This is a genomic window from Streptomyces globosus, from assembly GCF_003325375.1.
In the GTDB taxonomy this organism is placed as follows: Bacteria; Actinomycetota; Actinomycetes; order Streptomycetales; family Streptomycetaceae; genus Streptomyces; species Streptomyces globosus_A.
Genome location: NZ_CP030862.1, coordinates 5,744,356 through 5,767,311, shown reverse-complemented (window position 1 = coordinate 5,767,311; position 22,956 = coordinate 5,744,356). Strand labels below are relative to the sequence as shown.

The window sequence follows — 22,956 nt, the reverse complement described above, 5'->3', positions numbered from 1 at the left end:
CCAGGCGGAGGAGATGTCCTCTGACCTGGCCCTGAGTCGTCTGGAGCGGGTGACGGGAATCGAACCCGCGTAGCTAGTTTGGAAGACTAGTGCTCTACCATTGAGCTACACCCGCAACACGATCGCCGCAGGTCCGGGGACCGCGGCACGGACAGCATCCTAGCGGGTCGGGCCGGGCAAGTGCACACCGCATTCGCGTGCCCGCGCACGGGCCGGGGCGGCGTGGCCGGAATCTTCCGTGAAACGCGGCGTGTCGGAGGGTCTCCGGCCATGTACCCTACGTGTCGCACCGACGGGGTGTGGCGCAGCTTGGTAGCGCGTCCGCTTTGGGAGCGGAAGGTCGTCGGTTCGAATCCGGCCACCCCGACCAGCACCACCATCCGGCACCGTCCTCGCAGTGATCGCGTTGTGGGCTGATTGCCGCTTGCGGTTACTATGCAAGCTGCGTGCCCGTGTGTCTGATGTACCGGGCCCGATCCGCTGGAACGCTGATTCGCAGCGACAGCAGAGACCCCAGCAGTCAGCCACAAGGAGACCGAACCGTGAAGAGCGCCGTGGAGACCCTGAACCCGACTCGGGTTCGGCTCACTGTCGAGGTGCCCTTCGAGGAGCTCAAGGCCAGCCTCGACGCGGCGTACAAGAAGATCAACCAGCAGGTCACGGTGAAGGGCTTCCGCAAGGGCAAGATCCCCGCCCGCGTGATCGACCAGCGCTTCGGTCGCGGCGCGGTGCTGGAGGAGGCCGTCAACGACGCGCTGCCGAAGTTCTACACCGAGGCCGTCAACGAGGCCGAGCTGAACCCGCTGGGCCAGCCCGAGGTCGACATCACCGAGCTGAAGGACGGCGAGCTGCTGGCCTTCACCGCCGAGGTGGACGTGCGCCCCGAGATCGAGATCCCGGACTTCTCCGGCATCGAGGTCGAGGTCGACGCCGTCGAGGTCACCGACGAGGACATCGAGAAGTCCGTCGAGCAGCTGCGCGGCCGCTTCGCGTCCACCAAGGACGTCGAGCGCGCCGCCGCCGAGGGCGACGTCGTCACCATCGACCTGGAGGCCAAGGTCGAGGGCGAGGTGCTGCCCGACGGCGTCGCCAAGGACGTCTCCTACACCATCGGCTCGGGCGAGCTCCTCGACGGCATCGACGAGGCCGTCAAGGGCCTGGAGGCCGGCGGCGAGGCCACCTTCACCTCGCAGCTGAAGGGCGGCTCCGCCGAGGGCAAGGACGCCGAGGTCACCGTCAAGGTGTCCAAGGTCTCCGCCCGCGAGCTGCCGGAGCTGGACGACGAGTTCGCGCAGATGGCGAGCGAGTTCGACACCCTGGAGGAGCTGAAGGCCGACAGCCGCAAGCGCCTCGAGAACATGAAGCAGTACGACCAGGCCACGCAGGCCCAGGAGCGCGTCCTGGAGAAGCTGCTGGAGCTCGTCGAGGTGCCGATCCCCGAGAAGCTGCTCGAGGACGAGATCAACACCCGCAAGCACAACCTGGAGCACCACCAGCTCGGCCAGATGGGCCTGACCCTCGAGAAGTACCTGGAGTTCCAGGGCAAGACGGTCGAGGAGTTCGACGCCGAGACCAAGGAGCAGGCGGTCAAGGGCATCAAGACCCAGTTCGTCCTGGACGCCCTGGTCAACAAGGAGAAGCTGGGCGTCAACCAGGAGGAGCTCACCGAGCACCTCATGCGCCGCGCCGCCTCCTCCGGCATGTCCCCCGACCAGTTCGCCCAGGCGGTCGTCGAGGGCGGCCAGGTCCCGATGCTCGTCGGCGAGGTCGCCCGCGGCAAGGCCCTCGCGGTCGTCGTCGAGGCCGCCAAGGTCGTCGACACCAACGGCGAGGTCATCGACCTGTCCGACGAGGACGAGGAGGCGGCCGAGGCCGCCGCCGAGACCGTCGAGGCGGCCGTCGAGGGCGACGAGGCCAAGTGACCCCGCGCCGGCGGCCCGCAGGGGTTGCCGGCAGGGCAGCAGCAGCCGGGGAAGGGCCCGCACGCAGCCGCGTGCGGGCCCTTCCGCACACCGGCCCCGGCCCTGGGGAACCTTGCGCTCCGAGCGAACAGTTCGGGAAGCGGGATGGCGTTGTCCGACCTGCGCGTTAGGGTCCATGAATACGAGGGCACGGGAGTACCCGGACGACGGCGGACCGCGCCGCGCAGGCGGGCCCGCGCCCCCAGAACAAGACGCTGAGACGGCAAGCGGCCGTCGGAGACGAGCAGGTGGATACGTGACGAATCTGAAGCCTTACGCCGCGGGTGAGCCGTCCATCGGTGGCGGCCTCGGCGACCATGTCTACAACCGGCTGCTCGGCGAGCGCATCATCTTCCTCGGCCAGCAGGTCGACGACGACATCGCGAACAAGATCACGGCGCAGCTCCTGCTCCTGGCCGCCGAGCCGGAGAAGGACATCTACCTCTACATCAACAGCCCCGGCGGCTCGGTGACGGCCGGCATGGCGGTCTACGACACCATGCAGTACATCCCGAACGACGTCGTCACCATCGGCATGGGCATGGCGGCCTCCATGGGCCAGTTCCTGCTCACCGGCGGCGCCCCGGGCAAGCGCTTCGCGCTCCCGAACACCGACATCCTGATGCACCAGGGCTCCGCCGGCATCGGCGGCACCGCCTCGGACATCAAGATCCAGGCCCAGTACCTGCTGCGCACCAAGCAGCGCATGGCGGAGATCACCGCGCACCACTCCGGGCAGACCGTGGAGACCATCATCCGCGACGGCGACCGCGACCGCTGGTTCACGGCGGAGGAGGCCAAGCAGTACGGCCTCATCGACGAGATCATCTCCGCAGCGTCGCTGGTCCCGGGCGGCGGCGGCACCGGGGCCTGATCCCGGCCCCGCGGCGCGCGAGCGGCCCCCGCCGGGCCGCGCGCCCGCCCCGCACCAGGCAAGCCCCAGCCCGCAGAACGCCACCAGGATGGTGAACACCCGATGCACATGAACAACCTCTCTCCCGCCGGCGGCCTCTACACCGGCCCGCAGGTGGACAACCGCTACGTCGTCCCGCGCTTCGTCGAGCGCACCTCGCAGGGCGTGCGCGAGTACGACCCGTACGCGAAGCTCTTCGAGGAGCGCGTGATCTTCCTCGGCGTCCAGATCGACGACGCCTCGGCCAACGACGTCATGGCGCAGCTGCTGTGCCTGGAGTCGATGGACCCGGACCGCGACATCTCGATCTACATCAACAGCCCCGGCGGCTCCTTCACGGCGCTGACGGCGATTTACGACACGATGCAGTTCGTGAAGCCGGACATCCAGACGGTCTGCATGGGCCAGGCGGCGTCCGCCGCCGCGGTCCTGCTCGCCGCGGGCACCCCCGGCAAGCGCATGGCCCTGCCCAACGCCCGCGTGCTGATCCACCAGCCGTCCGGCGGCACCGGCCGCGAGCAGCTCTCCGACCTGGAGATCGCGGCCAACGAGATCCTGCGCATGCGCGACCAGCTGGAGACCATGCTGGCCAAGCACTCGAGCACGCCGATCGAGAAGATCCGCGAGGACATCGAGCGCGACAAGATCCTCACGGCCGAGGACGCGCTGGCGTACGGCCTGATCGACCAGATCATCTCCACCCGGAAGATGAACTCGGTCTGACCCCTGCCGCCGCTTGGCGCGGACACGTCGCACGATTGGGCGATGTGAACCGCGCCAAGGGGGCCCCGAATGGGGCCCCCGGCAGGGTACCGTCGGATATGAGGCACCAGGAGCCGCTGAACCAGGCGTCTCCCAGGCGAAGGGGAAGCACCTCGTGGCACGCATCGGTGACGGCGGCGACCTGCTCAAGTGCTCGTTCTGCGGAAAGAGCCAGAAGCAGGTGAAGAAGCTCATCGCAGGACCCGGTGTCTACATCTGCGACGAGTGCATCGACCTCTGCAACGAGATCATCGAGGAGGAGCTCGCCGAGACCTCCGAGGTGCGGTGGGAGGAACTCCCCAAGCCGCGCGAGATCTACGAGTTCCTGGAGAGCTACGTCGTCGGCCAGGAGCCGGCGAAGAAGGCGCTCTCCGTGGCGGTCTACAACCACTACAAGCGCGTCCAGGCCGGCGAGAACGGCGGCGCGCAGGGCCGTGACGACGCCATCGAGCTGGCCAAGTCCAACATCCTGCTGCTGGGCCCCACCGGCTCGGGCAAGACGCTGCTGGCGCAGACCCTCGCCCGGATGCTGAACGTGCCGTTCGCCATCGCGGACGCCACCGCGCTGACCGAGGCGGGCTACGTCGGCGAGGACGTCGAGAACATCCTGCTGAAGCTGATCCAGGCCGCCGACTACGACGTCAAGAAGGCCGAGACCGGCATCATCTACATCGACGAGATCGACAAGGTCGCCCGCAAGAGCGAGAACCCTTCGATCACGCGCGACGTCAGCGGCGAGGGCGTGCAGCAGGCCCTGCTGAAGATCCTGGAGGGCACCACCGCCTCGGTGCCGCCGCAGGGCGGGCGCAAGCACCCGCACCAGGAGTTCATCCAGATCGACACGACGAACGTGCTGTTCATCGTGGGCGGCGCCTTCGCCGGCCTGGAGAAGATCATCGAGTCCCGGGCGGGCGCCAAGGGCATCGGCTTCGGCGCGACGATCCGCTCGAAGCGGGAGATCGAGGCGAGCGACCAGTTCCAGGAGGTCATGCCGGAGGACCTGGTGAAGTTCGGGATGATCCCCGAGTTCATCGGCCGTCTGCCGGTCATCACCTCGGTCCACAACCTGGACCGCGAGGCGCTGCTTCAGATCCTCGTCGAGCCGCGGAACGCGCTGGTGAAGCAGTACCAGCGGCTGTTCGAACTCGACGGTGTCGAGCTGGACTTCGAGCGCGAGGCCCTGGAGGCCATCGCGGACCAGGCGATCCTCCGCCAGACCGGTGCGCGCGGGCTCCGCGCCATCATGGAGGAGGTGCTGATGTCGGTGATGTACGAGGTGCCGTCCCGCAAGGACGTGGCCCGCGTGGTCATCACCGCGGACGTCGTCCGCTCCAACGTCAACCCGACGCTGGTCCCGCGGATCGTCCCGAAGGACCAGGGCCCGCAGGAGAAGTCGGCCTAACCGCCGCCACCCTGACGAACGAGGAGGGGCGCCCCGGACATCCGGGGCGCCCCTCCTCGTGTCTGCCGGCCGGCGGATCAGATCTTCACGCGGGCCGTGTTGTAGAGCTGGGCCGCGAAGTCCGCGACCTGTTCCAGGGTGTAGCCCTTCTTGCCCGTCAGGAGGGCGCCTGCGTCGCTCGCGCCGACCATGGTCAGGGTGCTGTGGTCACCCCAGATGCAGATGGGGAGTGTGAACTCCTTGGGGCCCTTGAACGACGGGTCGTTCACGGTGTACTTGGCTTCCTGGCACTTCATCACCGCGCCCTTGAAGCCCTTCGGAGTCATCGCCTTCGGGGTGTCGATGAGCTCGACATTCGTCTTGGAGCCCTCGCTGGTGCTGGCCTTGGCCAGGGCGAAGTAGGCGTCGACGGCCTTCTCGGGCTCGGCGATGTCGCCGTAGACGCCCTCGAAGTTGAGGCCCTTGGCCGCCAGCGGGTTGCCCGGGTCGCCCGCCTGGTACTTCTGCGCCACCTGCTGGGGGTTCTTCACGCCGACGGCCTCGGCCTCGCGGCGGTCCTTGTCGCTGAAGGACTTCGGTGCGGACTTCGGGTTCTTCTTGAACTCGCCGACCGTCTCCGGCGCGACCAGCTTGTAGCCCTTCGTCGCCTCGTCGATCGTGCCGCCCGAGCCGCCGCCGACGAGGTACCAGCCGCCGGCCGCGACGACCGCCACCGCCACGACCACCGCGATGACCACGCCGGCCTTCGACTTCTTCGGGGGCTGGGCGCCGTACGGGGGCTGCGGGGGCATGCCCGGCTGCTGGTAGCCGTACGGCGGGGGCTGCTGCTGGGGGAAGCCCATCGGCGCCGTCGGCGGCTGCGGGGGGTAGCCCGGGGCGGGCTGCGGGGGCTGCTGCGGGTAGCCGTAGCCCGGCTGCGCGGCCGGCGGCTGGCCGTACGGGCCGGGCTGCCCCGGCGGGGGCGGGGGCGGTGCCCCGTACGGTCCCGGCTGCTGCTGCGGCGGGCCTCCGTACGGCCCCGGCTGGTTGTAGCTCATGCCCTCGTCCCCCTTCAGGATGTTTATGCGCTCCACACATCCTGGCCCACGCGGGCCGGGCGCAGGCCGCCGGGCCCCCTGATTACCGGTTTCAGTACCGGACCGTTACGCCTCTAAACTGTGCCCGTGACCGAGAACACGCAGACACCCAGCAGCCCCAACTCCGAACTGCCGACCCAGTACGCGCCGGCCGAGGTAGAGGGGAAGCTCTACGAGCGCTGGGTAGAGCGTGGCTACTTCACCGCCGACGCGGCGAGCGGGAAGCCCGCGTACACCATCGTCATCCCGCCGCCGAACGTCACCGGCTCGCTCCACCTGGGCCACGCCTTCCAGCACACGCTGATGGACGCCCTGACCCGCCGCAAGCGAATGCAGGGCCACGAGGCCCTGTGGCTGCCCGGCATGGACCACGCCGGCATCGCCACCCAGAACAAGGTCGAGCAGCAGCTCGCCGAGGAGGGCAAGTCCCGCCACGACCTGGGCCGCGAGGAGTTCGTCGAGCGCGTCTGGCAGTGGAAGGAGGAGTACGGCGGCAAGATCCTCGGCCAGATGCGCCGCCTCGGCGACGGCGTCGACTGGTCGCGTGAGCGGTTCACCATGGACGAGGGCCTGTCCAAGGCCGTCCAGACGATCTTCAAGAAGCTCTACGACGACGAGCTGATCTACCGCGCCGAGCGCATCATCAACTGGTGCCCGCGCTGCCTGACCGCCATCTCGGACATCGAGGTGGAGTACCAGGAGGACGCCGGCGAGCTCGTCTCCATCCGGTACGGCGAGGGCGAGGACTCCCTGGTCGTCGCGACGACCCGCGCCGAGACGATGCTCGGCGACACCGCCGTCGCCGTCCACCCGGACGACGAGCGCTACCGGCACCTCGTCGGCAAGCGGATCAAGCTGCCGCTGACCGACCGCAGCATCCCGGTCGTCGCCGACACGCACGTCGACCCGGAGTTCGGCACCGGCGCTGTCAAGGTGACCCCGGCGCACGACCCGAACGACTTCGCGATCGGCCAGCGCCACGACCTGCCCGCCATGACGATCATGGACGAGCACGGCGTCATCACCGTCCACGGCCCCTTCCTCGGCCTGGACCGCTACGAGGCCCGCTCCGCCGTCGTCGGCGCCCTGCGCGAGCAGGGCCGGATCGTCGCCGAGAAGCGCCCGTACATGCACTCCGTCGGCCACTGCTCGCGCTGCAAGACGACCGTCGAGCCGCGCCTGTCGATGCAGTGGTGGGTCAACGTCAAGCCGCTGGCCAAGGCCGCCGGCGACGCCGTCCGCGACGGCCGCGTCAAGATCCACCCCGAGGACATGTCGAAGCGCTACTTCGACTGGGTCGACAACATGAACGACTGGTGCATCTCGCGCCAGCTGTGGTGGGGCCACCGGATCCCGATCTGGTACGGCCCGGACGGCGAGATCGTCTGCGTCGGCCCCGACGAGCAGCCGCCGACCGGCGAGGGCTGGACCCAGGACACCGACGTCCTCGACACGTGGTTCTCCTCCGGCCTGTGGCCGTTCTCCACGCTCGGCTGGCCGGAGAAGACCCCGGACCTGGCGAAGTTCTACTCCACCGACGTCCTGCTCACCGGCCACGACATCATCTTCTTCTGGGTCGCCCGGATGATGATGTTCGGCCTGTACGCGATGGACGGCGAGGTCCCGTTCAAGACCATCGCCCTGACCGGCCTGGTCCGCGACGAGCGCGGCAAGAAGATGTCGAAGTCCTTCGGCAACGTCGTCGACCCGCTGGACTGGATGGACAAGTACGGCTCCGACGCCGTCCGCTTCACCCTGGCCAAGGGCGCCAACCCCGGCACCGACGTCCCGATCGGCGAGGACTGGGTCCAGGCGTCCCGGAACTTCGCCAACAAGATCTGGAACGCGACCCGCTTCGCGCTGATGAACGGCGCCACCGTCGAGGGCGAGCTGCCGCCGGCGGAGCAGCTGTCCGCCACCGACCGCTGGATCCTCTCCCGTCTGAACAAGACGGTCGCGCAGGTCGACGCGTACTACGAGGACTTCCAGTTCGCCAAGCTCAGCGAGGCGCTGTACCACTTCGCGTGGGACGAGGTCTTCGACTGGTACGTCGAGCTGTCGAAGACGACGTTCTTCGCGGGCGGCGAGGGCGCCAAGGCCTCGGGCCGGGTCCTCGGCGAGGTCCTGGACGTCCTGATGCGGCTGCTGCACCCGGTCGTCCCGTTCGTCACCGAGACGCTGTGGACCACGCTGACCGGCCGCGAGTCCATCGTGGTCGCCGAGTGGCCGACCACCGTGTCCGTTCCCGGCGCTGACGCACCGGGCGGCTTCCGCGACGAGGCCGCCGAGGCCGAGATCGAGAACCTCCAGCAGGTCGTCACCGAGGTCCGCCGGTTCCGCGCCGACCAGGGCCTGCAGCCGGGCCAGAAGGTCCCGGCCCGCCTCGACCTGGCCGGCACCCCGCTCGCCGCGCACGAGGCGGCCATCCGCCAGCTGCTGCGCCTCCAGCCGGAGGGCGAGGGCTTCAGCGCCACCGCGACCCTGCCGGTCGGCGGCGCGACCGTCGCGCTCGACCTGTCGGGCACCATCGACGTGGCGGCCGAGCGCAAGCGCCTCTCCAAGGACCTCGCGGCCGCGGAGAAGGAGAAGGCCCAGGCCGAGGCGAAGCTCGGGAACGAGGCCTTCCTGGCGAAGGCCCCCGACAACGTCGTGGACAAGATCAAGGGCCGTCTGGCCAAGGCCGAGGCGGACATCGCCCGCATCCAGGCCCAGCTGGCCGCGCTGCCCGCCGCCTGACGGACCGTACGGCCGCCCGCAGGCCCCCGCACCGCACCCGCGGCGCGGGGGCCTGCGCCGTACCGGGGAGTTCCCGGCAGGCGGCGTGCCGATTCTCACGCCCGCCGCCGCCCGCAGTCCGCCTCCTCCCCGCCGCCGACCGCGGAAGATGGACAGCATGCCCGTCCAGTCCGTCGTCCCGGCGCTCCACCGGGCCGCGGCGGCCGCCGCGGCCGCGGGCCGCCGTACCGCCGGCGCCCGGTACGCCGGGCCGCAGCGGGCGCAGGACGTGCTCGCCGCCCTGGGCTGCCTGGCGCTGATGGCCCTCGACCTGCCGGGCCTCGCCGCCGCCGACAACTCGCTGAACGGGCTGCTGGCCGCCGCAGCGCTGGCCGCCGGGGCGGCGACGCTGCTGGTGCGGCGGCGCGCGCCGTGGATCGCGTACGCCACCGCGCTGCTGTTCCTCGGCTGGCTGCACGAGCTGACGCTGGTCCAGTTCGCCCTGTACTCGGTGGGCCGCTTCCGCGGGCGCCGGGCCGCCGTGCTCGCCACCGCCGGGTACGTGGCGTACGCCCTCGGCGTGTTCGGCATCCCCGGCTGGCCCGAGCCGCGGGCCCAGACCCTCAGCGCGTACGTGAGCCTCGTCGTGCCCATCGGGGTGCTCGCCTCGGTCGTCGGGGTCGCCGCCTCCCGCCACGACCTGGTGCGCGAGCTGGAGGCCCGGCGGGCCGAGGCGGCCGTGCTCCAGGCGGTGCAGGAGGAGCGCACCTCGGTCGGCCGGGACGTCCACGACTTCGTCGGCCGCGAGCTGACCCTGCTGACGGTCCGCTCCGAGGTGCTGTCGGTGCGGGCCCGCGGGACGGCGTACGGGAAGGACTTCGCGGAGCTGGCGGACACCGCGCGCCGGGCCCACCTCGCCCTCAACGAGATCGTCGTGCAGCGCGGCGGCCCCGCCGCCACTCCCGGCGTGGAGGGGCTTGCCGCGCTCGCCGAGGAGAGCGCCCGGGCCGGCTCGCCGGTGCGCATGGAGCTGGACCCGCAGGTGCACGGGCTGTCGCCGCTGCGGCAGGCCGCCGTCTACCGGGTGGTGCAGGAGTGCCTCACCAACGCGGCCAAGCACGCCTGCGGCGAGACCGTCGACGTCCGGATCACGGCGGACGGCGGGCAGCTGCGGATCTCGGTGGGCAACCCGCTGCCTGCCGGGCTCCCGGCCCGCGCGCCGGTCTCGGCGGGCTCGGGCACGGCGAGCATGGCGGAACGCGTCGGCAGCCTGGGCGGAACCCTGGAGGCCACCCGGACGGACGACAGGTACGTGGTCGTCGCCGTCTTCCCCCGCGGATAGGCCTGCAGCCGCCGGCGCAGCACGGCCGCAGCCCCCGCAGGAGGTGCCGAAGGGCCCGGGTCGGAAGCCGCGCCGGTCCGCGTCCGTAAACTGGCCCTGTGAGTGAGCAGCAGCCCGAGGGCCACGGCCCCGACGACCGCGACGACACCCTCGACATGTTCGACCGGATCGTGGCCGAAGAGTCCGAGCGCGACCCCGACCTGGCGGTGATCGAGGCCGGCAGCCGCACCCTGCGCGCCCAGGCCGGACCGCCGCAGGGCGACGCGGTGCCCGCCGAGCCCCTCGACCCGGAGGTGGCCGCGGCGCTGCGGGAGGTCGAGCAGGAGCTCTCCACCCGCTGGGGCGAGACGAAGCTGGAGCCGTCCGTGTCGCGGATCGCCGCGCTGATGGACGTCCTCGGCGAGCCGCAGCGCGCGTACCCGACGATCCACGTGACCGGCACCAACGGCAAGACCAGCACGGCCCGCATGATCGAGGCCCTGCTGAACGCCTTCGACCTGCGCACCGGCCGGTACACCAGCCCGCACGTGCAGTCGGTCACCGAGCGGATCAGCCTGGACGGGGCGCCGATCGCGGCCGAGCGGTTCGTGGAGACCTACCGCGACATCAAGCCGTACGTGGAGATGGTCGACGCCGCTCAGGAGTACCGGCTGTCCTTCTTCGAGGTGCTCACCGGCATGGCGTACGCGGCGTTCGCGGACGCCCCGGTCGACGTCGCCGTCATCGAGGTCGGGATGGGCGGCACCTGGGACGCGACGAACGTCATCGACGCCGCGGTCGCGGTCATCACCCCGATCAGCCTGGACCACACCGACCGGCTCGGCTCGACCCCGGGCGAGATCGCGGGCGAGAAGGGCGGTGTCGTCAAGCAGGACGCCACCGTGATCCTGGCACAGCAGCCGGTGGACGCCGCGCAGGTGCTGCTGAAGAGGGCCGTCGAGGTCGACGCGACGGTCGCCCGGGAGGGCATGGAGTTCGGCGTCGTCTCCCGCGAGGTGGCGGTCGGCGGGCAGATGCTGACGCTGCGCGGCATGGGCGGCGAGTACGACGGGATCTTCCTGCCGCTGCACGGCGCGCACATGGCGCACAACGCGGCGGTGGCGCTGGCCGCGGTCGAGGCCTTCTTCGGTGTCGGCCGGGAGGCCGCGCGGGAGCTGGACGCCGACACGGTGCGCCGGGCGTTCGCGTCGGTTGCCTCGCCGGGCCGGATGGAGGTCGTCCGCCGCAGCCCCACGGTCATCCTGGACGCGGCGCACAACCCGGCGGGCGCGCAGGTGACGGCGGAGGCGGTCACCGAGGCCTTCGGCTTCAGCCGGCTGATCGGCGTCGTCGCTGCCAGCGAGGGCAAGGACGTCCGCGGGGTGTTCGAGGCCTTCGAGCCGATCTTCGCGGAGGTCGTCGTCACCGCGAACACCAGTCACCGGTCGATGTCGGCGGACGAGCTGGCGGCCGTCGCGGTCGAGGTGTTCGGCCCCGACCGGGTGCAGGTGGAGCCGCGGCTGGACGACGCCCTGGAGGCCGCCATCACCCTGGCGGAGGAAGAGGGCGAGTACGGAGGGGCCGGCGTCCTGGTCACCGGCTCCGTGATCACGGTGGGCGAGGCCCGCCTGCTGCTGAAGAGGGGCTGACGGATGCGCACGCTGTGTGCGAGCACCCTGATCGCGGAGTTCTTCGTGATCGGTTTCGCCGGGCTGGTCGCCATGAAGGGCGACCTGTCGCAGGCCACGGTCTGGACGGTCTGCGGGATCGCCATGCTGCTGTCGGTGCTGCTGTGCGGGATGCTGTCGCGCCCCGGCGCGGTGCAGATCGGCTGGGCGCTGCAGATCGGGCTGATCGCGAGCGGCTTCGTCGTGCCGACGATGTTCTTCCTCGGGGCGGTCTTCGCCGGCCTGTGGTGGTGCTCGGTCCACTACGGCCGCAAGATCGACGAGGCCAAGGCCCGCTGGGCCGCGCAGGGCGAAGCCCAGGCCTGAGCCCGGCGGGGCCGGGCGGGGCCGCGCGGCAGGCGGAGGCGGTACCCGGTCCGGGTGCCGGCGGCCCCCGGCGCTCCCTGTAGCCTCGTACCACCGCACCCGTTTGCCGCAAGGAGCCGCAACATGTCCCAGCGCACGCTCGTCATCCTCAAGCCCGACGCGGTGAAGAGGGGACTGGTCGGCGAGATCATCGGCCGCATCGAGCGGAAGGCCGGCTGGACGATTCCCGCCATGGAGCTGCGCACGCTGGACCAGGAGACCCTGGAGGCCCACTACGGCGAGCACAAGGGCAAGGTCTTCTACGAGCCGCTCATGGGCTTCATGGCGAGCGGCCCGGCCGTCGTCCTCGTGGTCGAGGGCGAGCGGGCCATCGAGGGCGTCCGGCAGCTGGCCGGCCCGACCGACCCGATCGCCGCGGCGCCCGGCTCCATCCGGGGGGACTTCGGGACCATCGTCCGCGAGAACCTGATCCACGCGTCGGACTCGGAGGAGTCCGCGGAGCGCGAGCTGAAGCTGTTCTTCCCCGCGCTGTGACCCGTCGCTCCTGACGTGACATCAGCCGAATAGCGCTCTCCACCTGGGGCGACCGAAGTAATTTCGGTCGCCCTTCGGTATACGGGGGCACCTGCGGGAACGCATGGGCAGGACACGACGTCACCAGTAAGGGGGCGGGTATCCGTTCCGGCGGGATTGCCGGAGTCCCGTCGCGCGATGTGCGCACCCGCGGCACTACGATGGGGCCTCCACCCACACACCCACCTCGCCGACCTGACAGCAGCCGCTATCAACTGGAAGGCCAGACGCTCCTCATGGGGAACAAGGGGAACAACATGTCGTTCATCGGCCGTGACATGGCGATCGACCTCGGGACCGCCAACACGCTGGTGTACGTGAGGGGCCGGGGGATCGTCCTGAACGAGCCGTCCGTGGTCGCCATCAACACGAACACCGGTGGCATTCTGGCGGTCGGCTCCGAGGCGAAGAAGATGATCGGGCGCACGCCCGGGAACATCGTCGCCGTCAGGCCCCTCAAGGACGGCGTCATCGCCGACTTCGAGATCACCGAGCGGATGCTCCGGTACTTCATCCTCAAGATCCACAAGCGCCGCTACCTGGCCCGCCCGCGCGTCGTGGTCTGCGTCCCCTCCGGCATCACCGGGGTGGAGCGCCGCGCCGTCATCGAGGCGTCCACCCAGGCGGGCGCCCGTCAGGTCCACATCATCGAGGAGCCCATGGCCGCCGCCATCGGCTCGGGCCTCCCGGTCCACGAGGCCACCGGCAACATGGTCGTGGACATCGGCGGCGGCACCACGGAGGTCGCCGTCATCTCCCTCGGCGGAATCGTCACGGCCCAGTCCATCCGGGTCGCCGGCGACGAGCTGGACAACGCGATCATCCAGCACATCAAGAAGGAGTACAGCCTCCTCCTCGGTGAGCGGACCGCCGAACAGATCAAGATCACGATCGGGTCGGCGTACGACCTCGACAAGGACGAGCACACCGAGATCCGCGGCCGCGACCTCGTCTCGGGCCTGCCCAAGACGGTCGTCATCTCGGCCGCCGAGGTCCGCAAGGCCATCGAGGAGCCGGTGAACGCGATCGTGGACGCGGTCAAGACGACCCTCGACAAGTGCCCGCCGGAGCTCTCCGGCGACATCATGGACCGCGGCATCGTCCTCACCGGCGGCGGCGCCCTGCTGCGCGGCCTCGACGAGCGGCTGCGCCGCGAGACGGGCATGCCGATCCACATCGCCGAGGACCCCCTGGACTCCGTCGCGCTCGGCTCCGGCAAGTGCGTGGAGGAGTTCGAGGCGCTCCAGCAGGTCCTGGACGCCCAGCCCCGACGGTGACGCCAACCCCCTTGCGGGGCGGCACGGAACACAAGGATCCGCCGTACGGGTGCTGCCGCGCCCGTGCGGCGGATCGTTGATATACAGGCAGCAGCCCGGTGCGCCCCCGAGCGCCGGGCGCGACCGGAGCGGCTCAGCCGCACGGGCAACTACGAGGAAGGCACGGCCGCCGCACGTGAGGGACACACGAGAAAGCCGGCTGCTCCTGGTGCTCCTGATCGCCATCGCGTTCGCATTGATCACGGTGGACATCAGGGCAGGCGAGGAATCTCCGGTCGACGGCGCCCGGCAGGCCGCCGCGGCGGTCTTCGGACCGGTCGAGGAAGGCGTCGCCTCGGCGGTCGACCCCGTCGCCAACGCCATAGGCGCCGTACGGGACTCCGGCGAACGGCACAGCCGCATCGCCGTCCTCGAACGCGAGAACGCCGCCCTGAAGGCCAAGCTGGGCAGCGAGGACCTCACCCGCAGCCGCATCCGGGAACTCGACGAGATGCTCAAGCGGGCCGGCTCCGGCCAGTACGGCATCAAGGGCGCCGAGGTCATCGCCATAGGAGCGGCCCAGGGATTCTCCTGGACTGTCACCATCGACGCCGGCAGCAAGGACGGCATCGAACGCGACATGACCGTCCTCAACGGCGACGGCCTCGTCGGCCGCGTCGCCACGGTCGGCCCCGACACCGCCACCGTCGTCCTCGCCAACGACCCCGACTTCACCGTCGGCACCCGCCTGGAGAAGACCGGCGAACTCGGCTTCGCCACCGGCCAGGGCGACCGCGCCCTGTCCGTCCAGATGCTCAACGGCAAGGCCAAGGTCGCCCCCGGAGACCGCCTCGTCACCTTCGGGTCCCGCGGCAACAAGCCCTTCGTCCCCGGCGTCCCGATCGGCGAGGTCGTCAAGGTCGACCCCGCCCGCGGCGACCTCACCCGCACCGTCTGGGTCCGCCCCTTCGTCGGCTTCTCCCGCCTCGACATCGTCGGCGTCGTCGTCGTACCGCCGCGCGAGGACCCGCGCGACACCGTCCTGCCCCCCAAGCCCGCGGTCCAGCCCACCCCGACGGTCACGGTCACGGTCACCCCGTCCCCCGCCGCGTCCGCCGGTGCCCCCGCCAAGCCGGCCGACGAGTAGGAGCTGCCCCCCATGCGCTTCAACCGGATCCTGCTCTCCGCCACGCTCGTCGTGGTCGCCCTCGTCATCCAGGTCAGCGTCCTCGGTCGGCTGCAGCTGCCCGGGGCCGTGCCCGACCTCGTCCTGCTGACCGTCGTCGCCCTCGCCCTCGTCTACGGGCACACCAGCGGCGCCCTCATCGGCTTCGCCGCCGGACTCGTCGCCGACCTCGCCCCGCCCGCCGACCACGCCGCCGGGCGCTACGCCCTCGTCCTGTGCGTCATCGGCTACGCCGCCGGCCTCGTCCGGCCCGACTCCGGACGGTTCCGCTCCGCCTGGGGCCCCCTGCTCACCGTCGTCGCCGCGGCCATCACCTCCACCCTGATGTACGCGGGCGTCGGCGCCCTCGTCGGCGACACCGCCGCCCGCCACGTCGGCCTGACGGGGCTGCTGCTCACCGCGACCGTCTACGACCTGCTCCTCGCGCCGTTCACCGTGCCGTTCATCATGGCCCTCGCCCGGCGCGCCGAGAACGACCCGCTGGCCGTCGAGGCCAACACCGGCCAGGCCAAGGCGGCCGACGTCTCCTCCGGCTGGGTCGCCGGCGGCACCGGCCTGCGCATCGGCAGCCAGCGCGGCGGCCTCCGGCTGATCACCGCGCGCAACCGGGCCAACCGGGCCGGCCGGATAAGGGGGGTCAAGGGCGTCAAGAGCGTGAAGAGCGTCAAGAAGCTGTGAGGGGGCAGGGCCCGTGACCAACACCCCCGAGACCGGCCGCACCTCCCGCGTGCAGATCCGGCTCGTCATCGTCCAGGTGCTCATCTGCTCCATGCTGGCCACCCTCGGCGGGCGCCTGTGGTACATCCAGATCCGCAACGGCGACGAGTACTCCTACGAGGCCCGGCACAACCACGTCCAGCGGGTCGTCCAGCCCGCCGTGCGCGGCCCCATCCTCGACGCCCGCGGCGTGGCCCTCGCCGACAACGAGACCCGGCTCGTGGTCTCCGCCAGCCGCACCGCCCTGATGAAGATGAAGGACAAGGGCAGGGGCGTCCTGACCCGGCTCGCCGGCGTGCTCGACATGACGCCGAAGGAGGTCATGGAGAAGGTCCGCATCTGCGACTCCGAGACCCCCCGCCCCTGCTGGAACGGCTCCCCCTACCAGCCGATCCCGGTCACCTCCGAGGCCACCACCCAGCAGGCCCTCCAGATCCGCGAGCGCCCCGAGGAGTTCCCCGGCATCAGCGCCGAGCCCACCGCCGTACGCCGCTACCCCGCGCCCGGCGGCGCCCGCACCGCGCAGGTGCTCGGCTACCTCTCCCCGGTCACCGACGACGAGATCCAGAAGGCCAAGAACACCGACTCCCCGCACCTGCGCTCCGACCAGGTCGGCCGCTCCGGGATCGAGCGGACGTACGACAAGGAGCTGCGCGGCAAGGCGGCCGTCACCTCCTACGAGGTCGACAACCTCGGCCGGGTCATGGGCCAGACCAGGTCCGACCCGGGCATCCCCGGCTCCACCCTCGTCACCAGCATCGACGCCCGCGTCCAGGCCGTCGCGGAGTTCGAGCTCCAGCAGGCGATGAAGACCGTCCGCCAGGAGACCGACAAGATCACCGGCCGGAAGTACGAGGCCGACGCCGGCGCCGTCGTCGTCATGGAGTCCAAGACCGGCCGCATCGTCGCCATGGCCTCCCAGCCCGACTACGACCCCAACGCCTGGGTCGGCGGCATCTCCGCCAAGGACTACGCCCGGCTCACCAGCAAGGGATCCAACTACCCGCTCCTCAACCGGGCCATCCAGGGCCAGGCACCCGCCGGCTCCATCTTCAAGGTGGTCTCCGCCAGCGCCGCCGTGCGCGCCGGCTACCCCTTCGACAGCCGCTACAACTGCAGCAGCTCCTACAGCCTCGGCGGCCGCAGCTTCGCCAACTTCGAGTCCAAGGGGCACGGCCCCATCACCCTCGGCGAGGCGCTGAAGTTCTCCTGCAACACCGTCTTCTACGCCCTCGGGCACAAGGAATGGCAGCGCGACGGCGGCCTGACCCCGAAGAAGGACGCCCACGACTGGTTCTACCGGACCGCCCGCGAGTTCGGCCTCGGCTCCGAGACCGGCGTCGACCTGCCGAACGAGGTCACCGGCCGCATCCCCGACCGGCAGTGGAAGAAGAGCTTCTGGAAGGCCAACAAGGACGCCTGGTGCAAGCAGGGCAAGAAGGGCGGCACCTACGTCGAGCAGATCGCCTACGAGAGCTGCCTCGAAGGCAACCAGCTCAAGGCGTTCGACAGCATCAACTTCGCCATCGGCCAGGGCGACGTCCTCGTCACCCCGATCCAGATGGCGACCGCCTACGCCGCCATCAGCAACGGCGGCACCCTCTACAACCCCACCGTCGGCAAGGCCGTCATCAGCCCCGACGGCAAGCGGACCGACGTCATCCAGCCCACGCCGCACGGCCGGCTGCCCGTCGACGCCGAGACGCTGAAGGACCTCGACAAGGGCCTGCGGATGGTCGTCGAACCCGGCGGCACCGCCGCCTGGCGCTTCGGCGGCTGGCCCCAGGACAAGATCCCGATGCGCGCCAAGACCGGCACCGCCCAGGTCTACGGCAAGCAGACGACCTCCTGGCTGGCCACCTACACCGACGACTTCACCATCGTCATGACGATCTCCCAGGGCGGCACCGGCTCCGGCGCCTCCGGCCCCGCCGTCCGCAACATCTACAACGCCATGTACGGCCTCGACATGGAGGGCGGCTTCGACCCGGCCCGGGCCCTGCTGCCCAAGCCGCAGACCAAGCTGCCGGCCGTCCGCCCCGACGGCACGATCGAGGCGCCCGAGGTGAAGCCGTACGTGCCCCCGTCCCCCGAAGACCTGGCGCCGCCCGCGCTCGCCGGACCCCCCGCACCGCCCCCCTCGTGGCAGGACTGAGCCCACCACCATGCAGACCGCCAACAAGTTCTCCGTCTCCCGGTACGCGCCCGAGCGCGGCGCGATGGCCAAGCTGACCTCGCGCGACTCGGTGCTGCGCCGGCTCGACTGGCCGATACTCCTCTCGGCGCTCGCCCTGTCCCTCCTCGGCACCCTGCTGGTGTGGTCGGCGACGAGGAACCGGACCCAGCTCAACCAGGGCGACCCGTACTACTTCCTCGTCCGCCACGCCATGAACACCGGCATCGGGCTCGTCCTGATGATCGGCACGATCTGGCTCGGCCACCGCACGCTGCGGGGCGCCGTGCCGGTCCTCTACGGCATCTCCCTCGTGCTGATCATCGCCGTGCTCACCCCGCTGGGCGCCACCATCAACGGCGCCCACGCGTGGATCGTCCTCGGCGGCGGCTTCTCGCTCCAGCCCTCCGAGTTCGTCAAGATCACGATCATCCTGGTCATGGCAATGCTGCTGGCCGCGAGAGTCGACGCGGGCGACATCGCCCATCCCGACCACCGGACGGTCGTCAAGGCCCTGCTCCTCGCGGCCGCCCCCATGGGCATCATCATGCTCATGCCCGACCTCGGGTCGGTCATGGTCATGGTCGTCATCGTGCTCGGCGTCCTGCTCGCCTCCGGTGCCTCCAACCGCTGGGTCTTCGGCCTCCTCGGCTCCGGCGTCGCCGGCGCCGTCCTCGTCTGGCAGCTCGGCATCCTCGACGAGTACCAGATCAACCGCTTCGCGGCGTTCGCCAACCCCGAGCTCGACCCCGCCGGCGTCGGCTACAACACCAACCAGGCGCGCATCGCCATCGGCTCCGGCGGGCTCACCGGATCCGGGCTGTTCAAGGGTTCGCAGACCACCGGCCAGTTCGTCCCCGAGCAGCAGACCGACTTCGTCTTCACCGTGGCGGGGGAGGAGCTCGGCTTCGTCGGCGCCGGCCTCATCCTCGTCCTGCTCGGCGTCATCCTCTGGCGCGCCTGCGTGATCGCCCGGGAGACCACCGAGCTGTACGGGACCATCGTCTGCGCCGGCATCATCGCCTGGTTCGCCTTCCAGTCCTTCGAGAACATCGGCATGACGCTCGGGATCATGCCCGTCGCCGGCCTGCCGCTGCCGTTCGTCTCGTACGGAGGGTCGTCCATGTTCGCCGTGTGGGTGGCCATCGGACTGCTCCAGTCGATCAAGGTGCAGCGGCCGATGTCGGCGTAGGCGGCGAGTCGCCGGAGGCGGGTCTCCGGCGGCGGGGGCGGCCTGCCGGGGCGGGCGGGCGGGCGGCAGGGCAGCGCCATGCGGCCGGATCTCCTCCGTTTCACCCGTCGAGCGCCCGTTCGCCCTGCGGCGACCCGCCGACCCGGTCTAAGTTCGGTGCATGGCGGACACGAAACGCGAAATCGAACGCAAATTCGAGTTCACGACGGACGAGGCCGAACAGCGCGGCGTTCCCGACCTGACCGGCACCGCGGGAATCGCCGCCGTCGCCGACCGCGGCACCGCCGACCTCGACGCCGTCTACTACGACACCCCCGACCAGCGGCTCGCCGCGGACGGCGTCACCCTGCGCCGCCGCACCGGCGGCCCCGACGCCGGCTGGCACCTCAAACTGCCCGTCTCCCCGGGCGTCCGCGACGAGATCGGCGCCCCCCTCTCCGACACCGTCCCCCGCCACCTCGCCGCCCTCGTCCGCTCCCGCGCCCGCGACGCCGACCTCGTCCCGCTGGTCCGGCTCCGCTCCACCCGCCGGATCCGCCACCTCCTCGACGCCGACGGCGCCCTCCTCGCCGAGCTCTCCACCGACACCGTCCACGCCGAATCCCGGCAGGCCGAAGACCCCGCCGCCGCCACCGCCGACTGGACCGAGATCGAAGTCGAACTCGCCGACGGCACCGACCCCTCCCTCCTCGACGCCGTCCAGAAGAAGTTCCGCAAAGCCGGCATCCGGGCCTCCGACAGCCCCTCCAAACTCGCCCGCGCCCTCGCCGAGACCGGCGCCGCCGCCACCCCACCACCCCGCCCCGACTGGGGCGACGGCACCGCGGGCGCCTACGTCCTCGCCTTCCTCCGGGAACAGCGCGACGCCCTCGTCGCCCTCGACCCCGCCGTCCGCCGCGACCTCCCCGACGCCGTCCACCAGATGCGCGTCGCCAGCCGGCGCCTGCGCAGCGCCCTCAAGACCCACCGCAAGGTCCTCGACCCCACGGCCACCGACCCCCTCGGCGACGAGCTCCGCCGGCTCGCCCGCGAACTCGGCGTCGACCGCGACCAGGAAGTCCTCCACGAACGCTTCCGCACCCGCATCGGCGAACTCCCGCACCCGCTCCTCCTCGGACCCGTCCGCGGCCGCCTGCGCACCTGGAACAACGGCCGCCGCGCCGAATCCCGCCGCCGCGCCCTCTCCGCCCTCGACGACCCCCGCCAGCTCGCCCTCCTCGACTCCCTCGACGCCCTGCTCGCCGACCCGCCGCTGCTCCACGCCGCCGGCAAGCCCGCCGGGCCCGTCCTCGCCAAGGCCGTCCGCCGCGAGTACGACCGCCTCGCCGGCCGCATCGCCGACGCCCTCGCCCTCGACCCCGGCCCCGACCGCGACCTCGCCCTGCACTCCGCCCGCAAGGCGGCCAAACGGGCCCGCTACGCCGCCGAGGCGGCCGTACCGGTGCTCGGCAAGCCGGCCAAGCGCCTGCGCAAGGACCTCAAGGCCGTCCAGACCCTCCTCGGCGACCACCAGGACGGCGTCGTCGCCCGCGAAGCCCTGCGCGACCTCTCCATCCAGGCTGCCGCGGCCTGCGAGAACGCCTTCACCTGGGGCGTCCTCTACGCCCGCGAGGACGCCCTGGCCGCCCAGAGCGAACGCGACCTTCCGCACCTTTGGGACAAGGTCTCGCGCCGGGCACCCGGGAAGGGCCTCCGCCCGTAGGTGGTGATCACACCGTCCGGCGGGCCCGGCCCCTCGGGTTACGCTAGAGAGTCGCCCCCTGCCCGCTTCACGAAAGTCGCGTGATGTCCGAGTCGGTCTTCCCACAGCTCGAAGCTCTGCTCCCGCATGTGCAGAAGCCCATCCAGTACGTCGGCGGTGAACTCAACTCCACCGTCAAGCCGTGGGATTCGTGTGACGTCCGGTGGGCGCTCATGTACCCGGACGCGTACGAGGTCGGGCTCCCCAACCAGGGCGTCATGATCCTCTACGAGGTGCTCAACGAGCGCGAGGGCGTCCTCGCCGAGCGCACGTACAGCGTGTGGCCGGACCTCGAAGAGCTCATGCGCGAGCACAAGGTGCCGCAGTTCACCGTCGACAGCCACCGCCCGGTCGGCGCCTTCGACGTCTTCGGCCTGTCCTTCTCCACGGAGCTGGGCTACACCAACATGCTCACGGCGCTGGACCTCGCGGGCATCCCCCTCGAAGCCCGCGACCGCACCGTCGACCACCCGATCGTCCTCGCCGGCGGACACGCCGCCTTCAACCCCGAGCCGATCGCCGACTTCATCGACTGCGCCGTCATCGGCGACGGCGAGCAGGCCGTCCTCGACATCACCGAGATCATCCGCGCCTGGAAGGCCGAAGGCCGGCCCGGCGGCCGCGAGGAGCTGCTGCTGCGCCTCGCCAAGACCGGCGGCGTGTACGTCCCCGGCTTCTACGACGTCGAGTACCTGCCCGACGGCCGCATCGGCCGCGTCGTGCCCAACCGATCCGGCGTGCCGTGGCGCGTGTCCAAGCACACCGTCATGGACCTCGACGAGTGGCCCTACCCCAAGCAGCCGCTGGTCCCGCTCGCCGAGACCGTCCACGAGCGGATGTCCGTCGAGATCTTCCGCGGCTGCACCCGCGGCTGCCGCTTCTGCCAGGCCGGCATGATCACGCGCCCTGTGCGGGAGCGAAGCATCACCGGCATCGGCGAGATGGTGGACCGCGGCCTGAAGGCGACGGGCTTCGAGGAGGTCGGCCTCCTCTCCCTCTCCTCCGCGGACCACACGGAGATCGCCGACATCGCCAAGGGCCTCGCCGACCGCTACACGGACGACAAGGTGGGCCTGTCCCTCCCGTCGACCCGCGTCGACGCCTTCAACGTGGACCTGGCCAACGAGCTCACCCGCAACGGGCGCCGCTCCGGCCTGACCTTCGCCCCCGAGGGCGGCTCCGAGCGCATGCGCAAGGTCATCAACAAGATGGTCTCGGAAGAGGACCTGATCCGGACCGTCGCCACCGCCTACGGCAACGGCTGGCGGCAGGTGAAGCTGTACTTCATGTGCGGCCTGCCGACCGAGACCGACGAGGACGTCCTCCAGATCGGCGACATGGCGGTCAACGTGATCGCCAAGGGCCGCGAGGTGTCCGGCCAGAACGACATCCGCTGCACCGTCTCCATCGGCGGCTTCGTCCCCAAGCCGCACACCCCCTTCCAGTGGGCCCCCCAGCTGTCGGCGGAGGAGACGGACGCCCGCCTGGCGAAGCTCCGCGACAAGATCCGCGGCGACAAGAAGTACGGCCGCTCCATCGGCTTCCGCTACCACGACGGCAAGCCGGGCATCGTCGAGGGCCTCCTCTCCCGCGGCGACCGCCGCATCGGCGACGTCATCCGCGCCGTGTACGAGGACGGCGGCCGCTTCGACGGCTGGCGCGAGCACTTCAGCTACGACCGCTGGATGGAGTGCGCTGAGAAGGCGCTCCCGCAGTACGGCGTCGACGTGGCCTGGTACACGACCCGCGAGCGCACCTACGAGGAGGTCCTCCCCTGGGACCACCTCGACTCGGGCCTCGACAAGGACTGGCTGTGGGAGGACTGGCAGGACGCCCTCGACGAGACGGAGGTCGAGGACTGCCGTTGGACCCCGTGCTTCGACTGCGGCGTCTGTCCTCAGCTCGGGCTCGACATCCAGATCGGCCCCACGGGCAAGAAGCTCCTGCCGCTGACGGTCGTGAACAAGTAGCAGT

Annotated in this window: 17 protein-coding genes and 2 tRNA genes; 17 read left to right on the top strand and 2 right to left on the bottom strand. The window is 70.9% G+C overall.

What is annotated here, in order from left to right:
- Positions 1-41 precede the first annotated feature (41 nt).
- Positions 42-115 (bottom strand) — tRNA-Gly (locus C0216_RS25605).
- Between the two features lie 178 nt (positions 116-293).
- Here C0216_RS25605 and C0216_RS25600 point away from each other — a divergent pair.
- The 5 genes from C0216_RS25600 (at position 294) to clpX (ending at position 5,038) form a co-directional block, all read left to right on the top strand.
- Positions 294-370: transfer RNA gene (locus tag C0216_RS25600), tRNA-Pro, on the top strand.
- A 172-nt stretch (positions 371-542) separates the two neighbouring features.
- Positions 543-1,922 (top strand): trigger factor, encoded by a 1,380-nt coding sequence (tig, locus tag C0216_RS25595; RefSeq protein ID WP_114057552.1) that lies wholly within the window; start codon positions 543-545, stop codon positions 1,920-1,922.
- Positions 1,923-2,217: 295 nt separating this feature from the next.
- Positions 2,218-2,835, top strand: coding sequence for an ATP-dependent Clp protease proteolytic subunit (locus C0216_RS25590; RefSeq protein WP_114057551.1), 618 nt, complete (start codon positions 2,218-2,220; stop codon positions 2,833-2,835).
- 108 nt (positions 2,836-2,943) lie between these two features.
- Complete coding sequence (locus tag C0216_RS25585; RefSeq protein WP_174250457.1) at positions 2,944-3,597, top strand: ATP-dependent Clp protease proteolytic subunit; 654 nt, start codon at positions 2,944-2,946, stop codon at positions 3,595-3,597.
- 154 nt (positions 3,598-3,751) lie between these two features.
- Positions 3,752-5,038 (top strand): ATP-dependent Clp protease ATP-binding subunit ClpX, encoded by a 1,287-nt coding sequence (gene clpX / locus C0216_RS25580; protein WP_030297265.1) that lies wholly within the window; start codon positions 3,752-3,754, stop codon positions 5,036-5,038.
- A 77-nt stretch (positions 5,039-5,115) separates the two neighbouring features.
- Here the strand turns inward: clpX and C0216_RS25575 are convergent, their stop codons facing one another.
- Complete coding sequence (locus C0216_RS25575; RefSeq protein WP_342777138.1) at positions 5,116-6,111, bottom strand: hypothetical protein; 996 nt, start codon at positions 6,109-6,111, stop codon at positions 5,116-5,118.
- 90 nt (positions 6,112-6,201) lie between these two features.
- Here C0216_RS25575 and C0216_RS25570 point away from each other — a divergent pair, with 90 nt between their 5' ends.
- From C0216_RS25570 to C0216_RS25515, 12 genes are all read left to right on the top strand, one after another.
- Positions 6,202-8,850 (top strand): valine--tRNA ligase, encoded by a 2,649-nt coding sequence (locus C0216_RS25570; RefSeq protein WP_114057549.1) that lies wholly within the window; start codon positions 6,202-6,204, stop codon positions 8,848-8,850.
- Between the two features lie 157 nt (positions 8,851-9,007).
- Complete coding sequence (locus C0216_RS25565) at positions 9,008-10,171, top strand: sensor histidine kinase (protein ID WP_114058906.1); 1,164 nt, start codon at positions 9,008-9,010, stop codon at positions 10,169-10,171.
- A 155-nt stretch (positions 10,172-10,326) separates the two neighbouring features.
- Entirely contained in the window at positions 10,327-11,799 is a 1,473-nt protein-coding gene (folC, locus tag C0216_RS25560) for a bifunctional tetrahydrofolate synthase/dihydrofolate synthase (protein WP_428985499.1), read from the top strand.
- 3 nt (positions 11,800-11,802) lie between these two features.
- On the top strand, positions 11,803-12,144 hold the full coding sequence (locus tag C0216_RS25555) for a DUF4233 domain-containing protein (protein WP_114057547.1): 342 nt from the start codon (positions 11,803-11,805) through the stop codon (positions 12,142-12,144).
- A gap of 123 nt (positions 12,145-12,267) precedes the next feature.
- Positions 12,268-12,678, top strand: a complete 411-nt coding sequence (gene ndk / locus C0216_RS25550) for a nucleoside-diphosphate kinase (RefSeq protein ID WP_114057546.1) — start codon at positions 12,268-12,270, stop codon at positions 12,676-12,678.
- A 296-nt stretch (positions 12,679-12,974) separates the two neighbouring features.
- Complete coding sequence (locus C0216_RS25545) at positions 12,975-13,994, top strand: rod shape-determining protein (protein ID WP_008738981.1); 1,020 nt, start codon at positions 12,975-12,977, stop codon at positions 13,992-13,994.
- Positions 13,995-14,169: 175 nt separating this feature from the next.
- Positions 14,170-15,120, top strand: coding sequence for a rod shape-determining protein MreC (mreC, locus tag C0216_RS25540; protein WP_114057545.1), 951 nt, complete (start codon positions 14,170-14,172; stop codon positions 15,118-15,120).
- A gap of 12 nt (positions 15,121-15,132) precedes the next feature.
- Complete coding sequence (gene mreD / locus C0216_RS25535; protein WP_114057544.1) at positions 15,133-15,837, top strand: rod shape-determining protein MreD; 705 nt, start codon at positions 15,133-15,135, stop codon at positions 15,835-15,837.
- A 13-nt stretch (positions 15,838-15,850) separates the two neighbouring features.
- Entirely contained in the window at positions 15,851-18,031 is a 2,181-nt protein-coding gene (mrdA, locus tag C0216_RS25530; RefSeq protein WP_114057543.1) for a penicillin-binding protein 2, read from the top strand.
- A gap of 10 nt (positions 18,032-18,041) precedes the next feature.
- The gene (gene rodA / locus C0216_RS25525; protein ID WP_114057542.1) at positions 18,042-19,241 is read left to right on the top strand and encodes a rod shape-determining protein RodA; all 1,200 of its coding nucleotides are present in this window, start codon (positions 18,042-18,044) and stop codon (positions 19,239-19,241) included.
- 160 nt (positions 19,242-19,401) lie between these two features.
- A complete protein-coding gene (locus C0216_RS25520; protein WP_114057541.1) occupies positions 19,402-20,943 on the top strand; it encodes a CYTH and CHAD domain-containing protein in 1,542 nt (513 codons plus the stop codon).
- An 80-nt stretch (positions 20,944-21,023) separates the two neighbouring features.
- Positions 21,024-22,952 carry a TIGR03960 family B12-binding radical SAM protein gene (locus C0216_RS25515; RefSeq protein ID WP_114057540.1) on the top strand — a complete coding sequence of 643 codons (1,929 nt, stop codon included), beginning with the start codon at positions 21,024-21,026 and terminating at the stop codon, positions 22,950-22,952.
- The last annotated feature ends 4 nt before the right edge of the window (positions 22,953-22,956 follow it).

Bases quoted from the DNA above. Each gene is read 5' to 3' on its own strand.
- ndk (WP_114057546.1), top strand. From the start codon at position 12,268: ATGTCCCAGCGCACGCTCGTCATCCTCAAGCCCGACGCGGTGAAGAGG.
- C0216_RS25565 (WP_114058906.1), top strand. From the start codon at position 9,008: ATGCCCGTCCAGTCCGTCGTCCCGGCGCTCCACCGGGCCGCGGCGGCC.
- C0216_RS25520 (WP_114057541.1), top strand. From the start codon at position 19,402: ATGGCGGACACGAAACGCGAAATCGAACGCAAATTCGAGTTCACGACG.
- rodA (WP_114057542.1), top strand. From the start codon at position 18,042: ATGCAGACCGCCAACAAGTTCTCCGTCTCCCGGTACGCGCCCGAGCGC.
- folC (WP_428985499.1), top strand. From the start codon at position 10,327: ATGTTCGACCGGATCGTGGCCGAAGAGTCCGAGCGCGACCCCGACCTG.
- C0216_RS25555 (WP_114057547.1), top strand. From the start codon at position 11,803: ATGCGCACGCTGTGTGCGAGCACCCTGATCGCGGAGTTCTTCGTGATC.
- mreD (WP_114057544.1), top strand. From the start codon at position 15,133: ATGCGCTTCAACCGGATCCTGCTCTCCGCCACGCTCGTCGTGGTCGCC.
- C0216_RS25545 (WP_008738981.1), top strand. From the start codon at position 12,975: ATGTCGTTCATCGGCCGTGACATGGCGATCGACCTCGGGACCGCCAAC.
- C0216_RS25585 (WP_174250457.1), top strand. From the start codon at position 2,944: ATGAACAACCTCTCTCCCGCCGGCGGCCTCTACACCGGCCCGCAGGTG.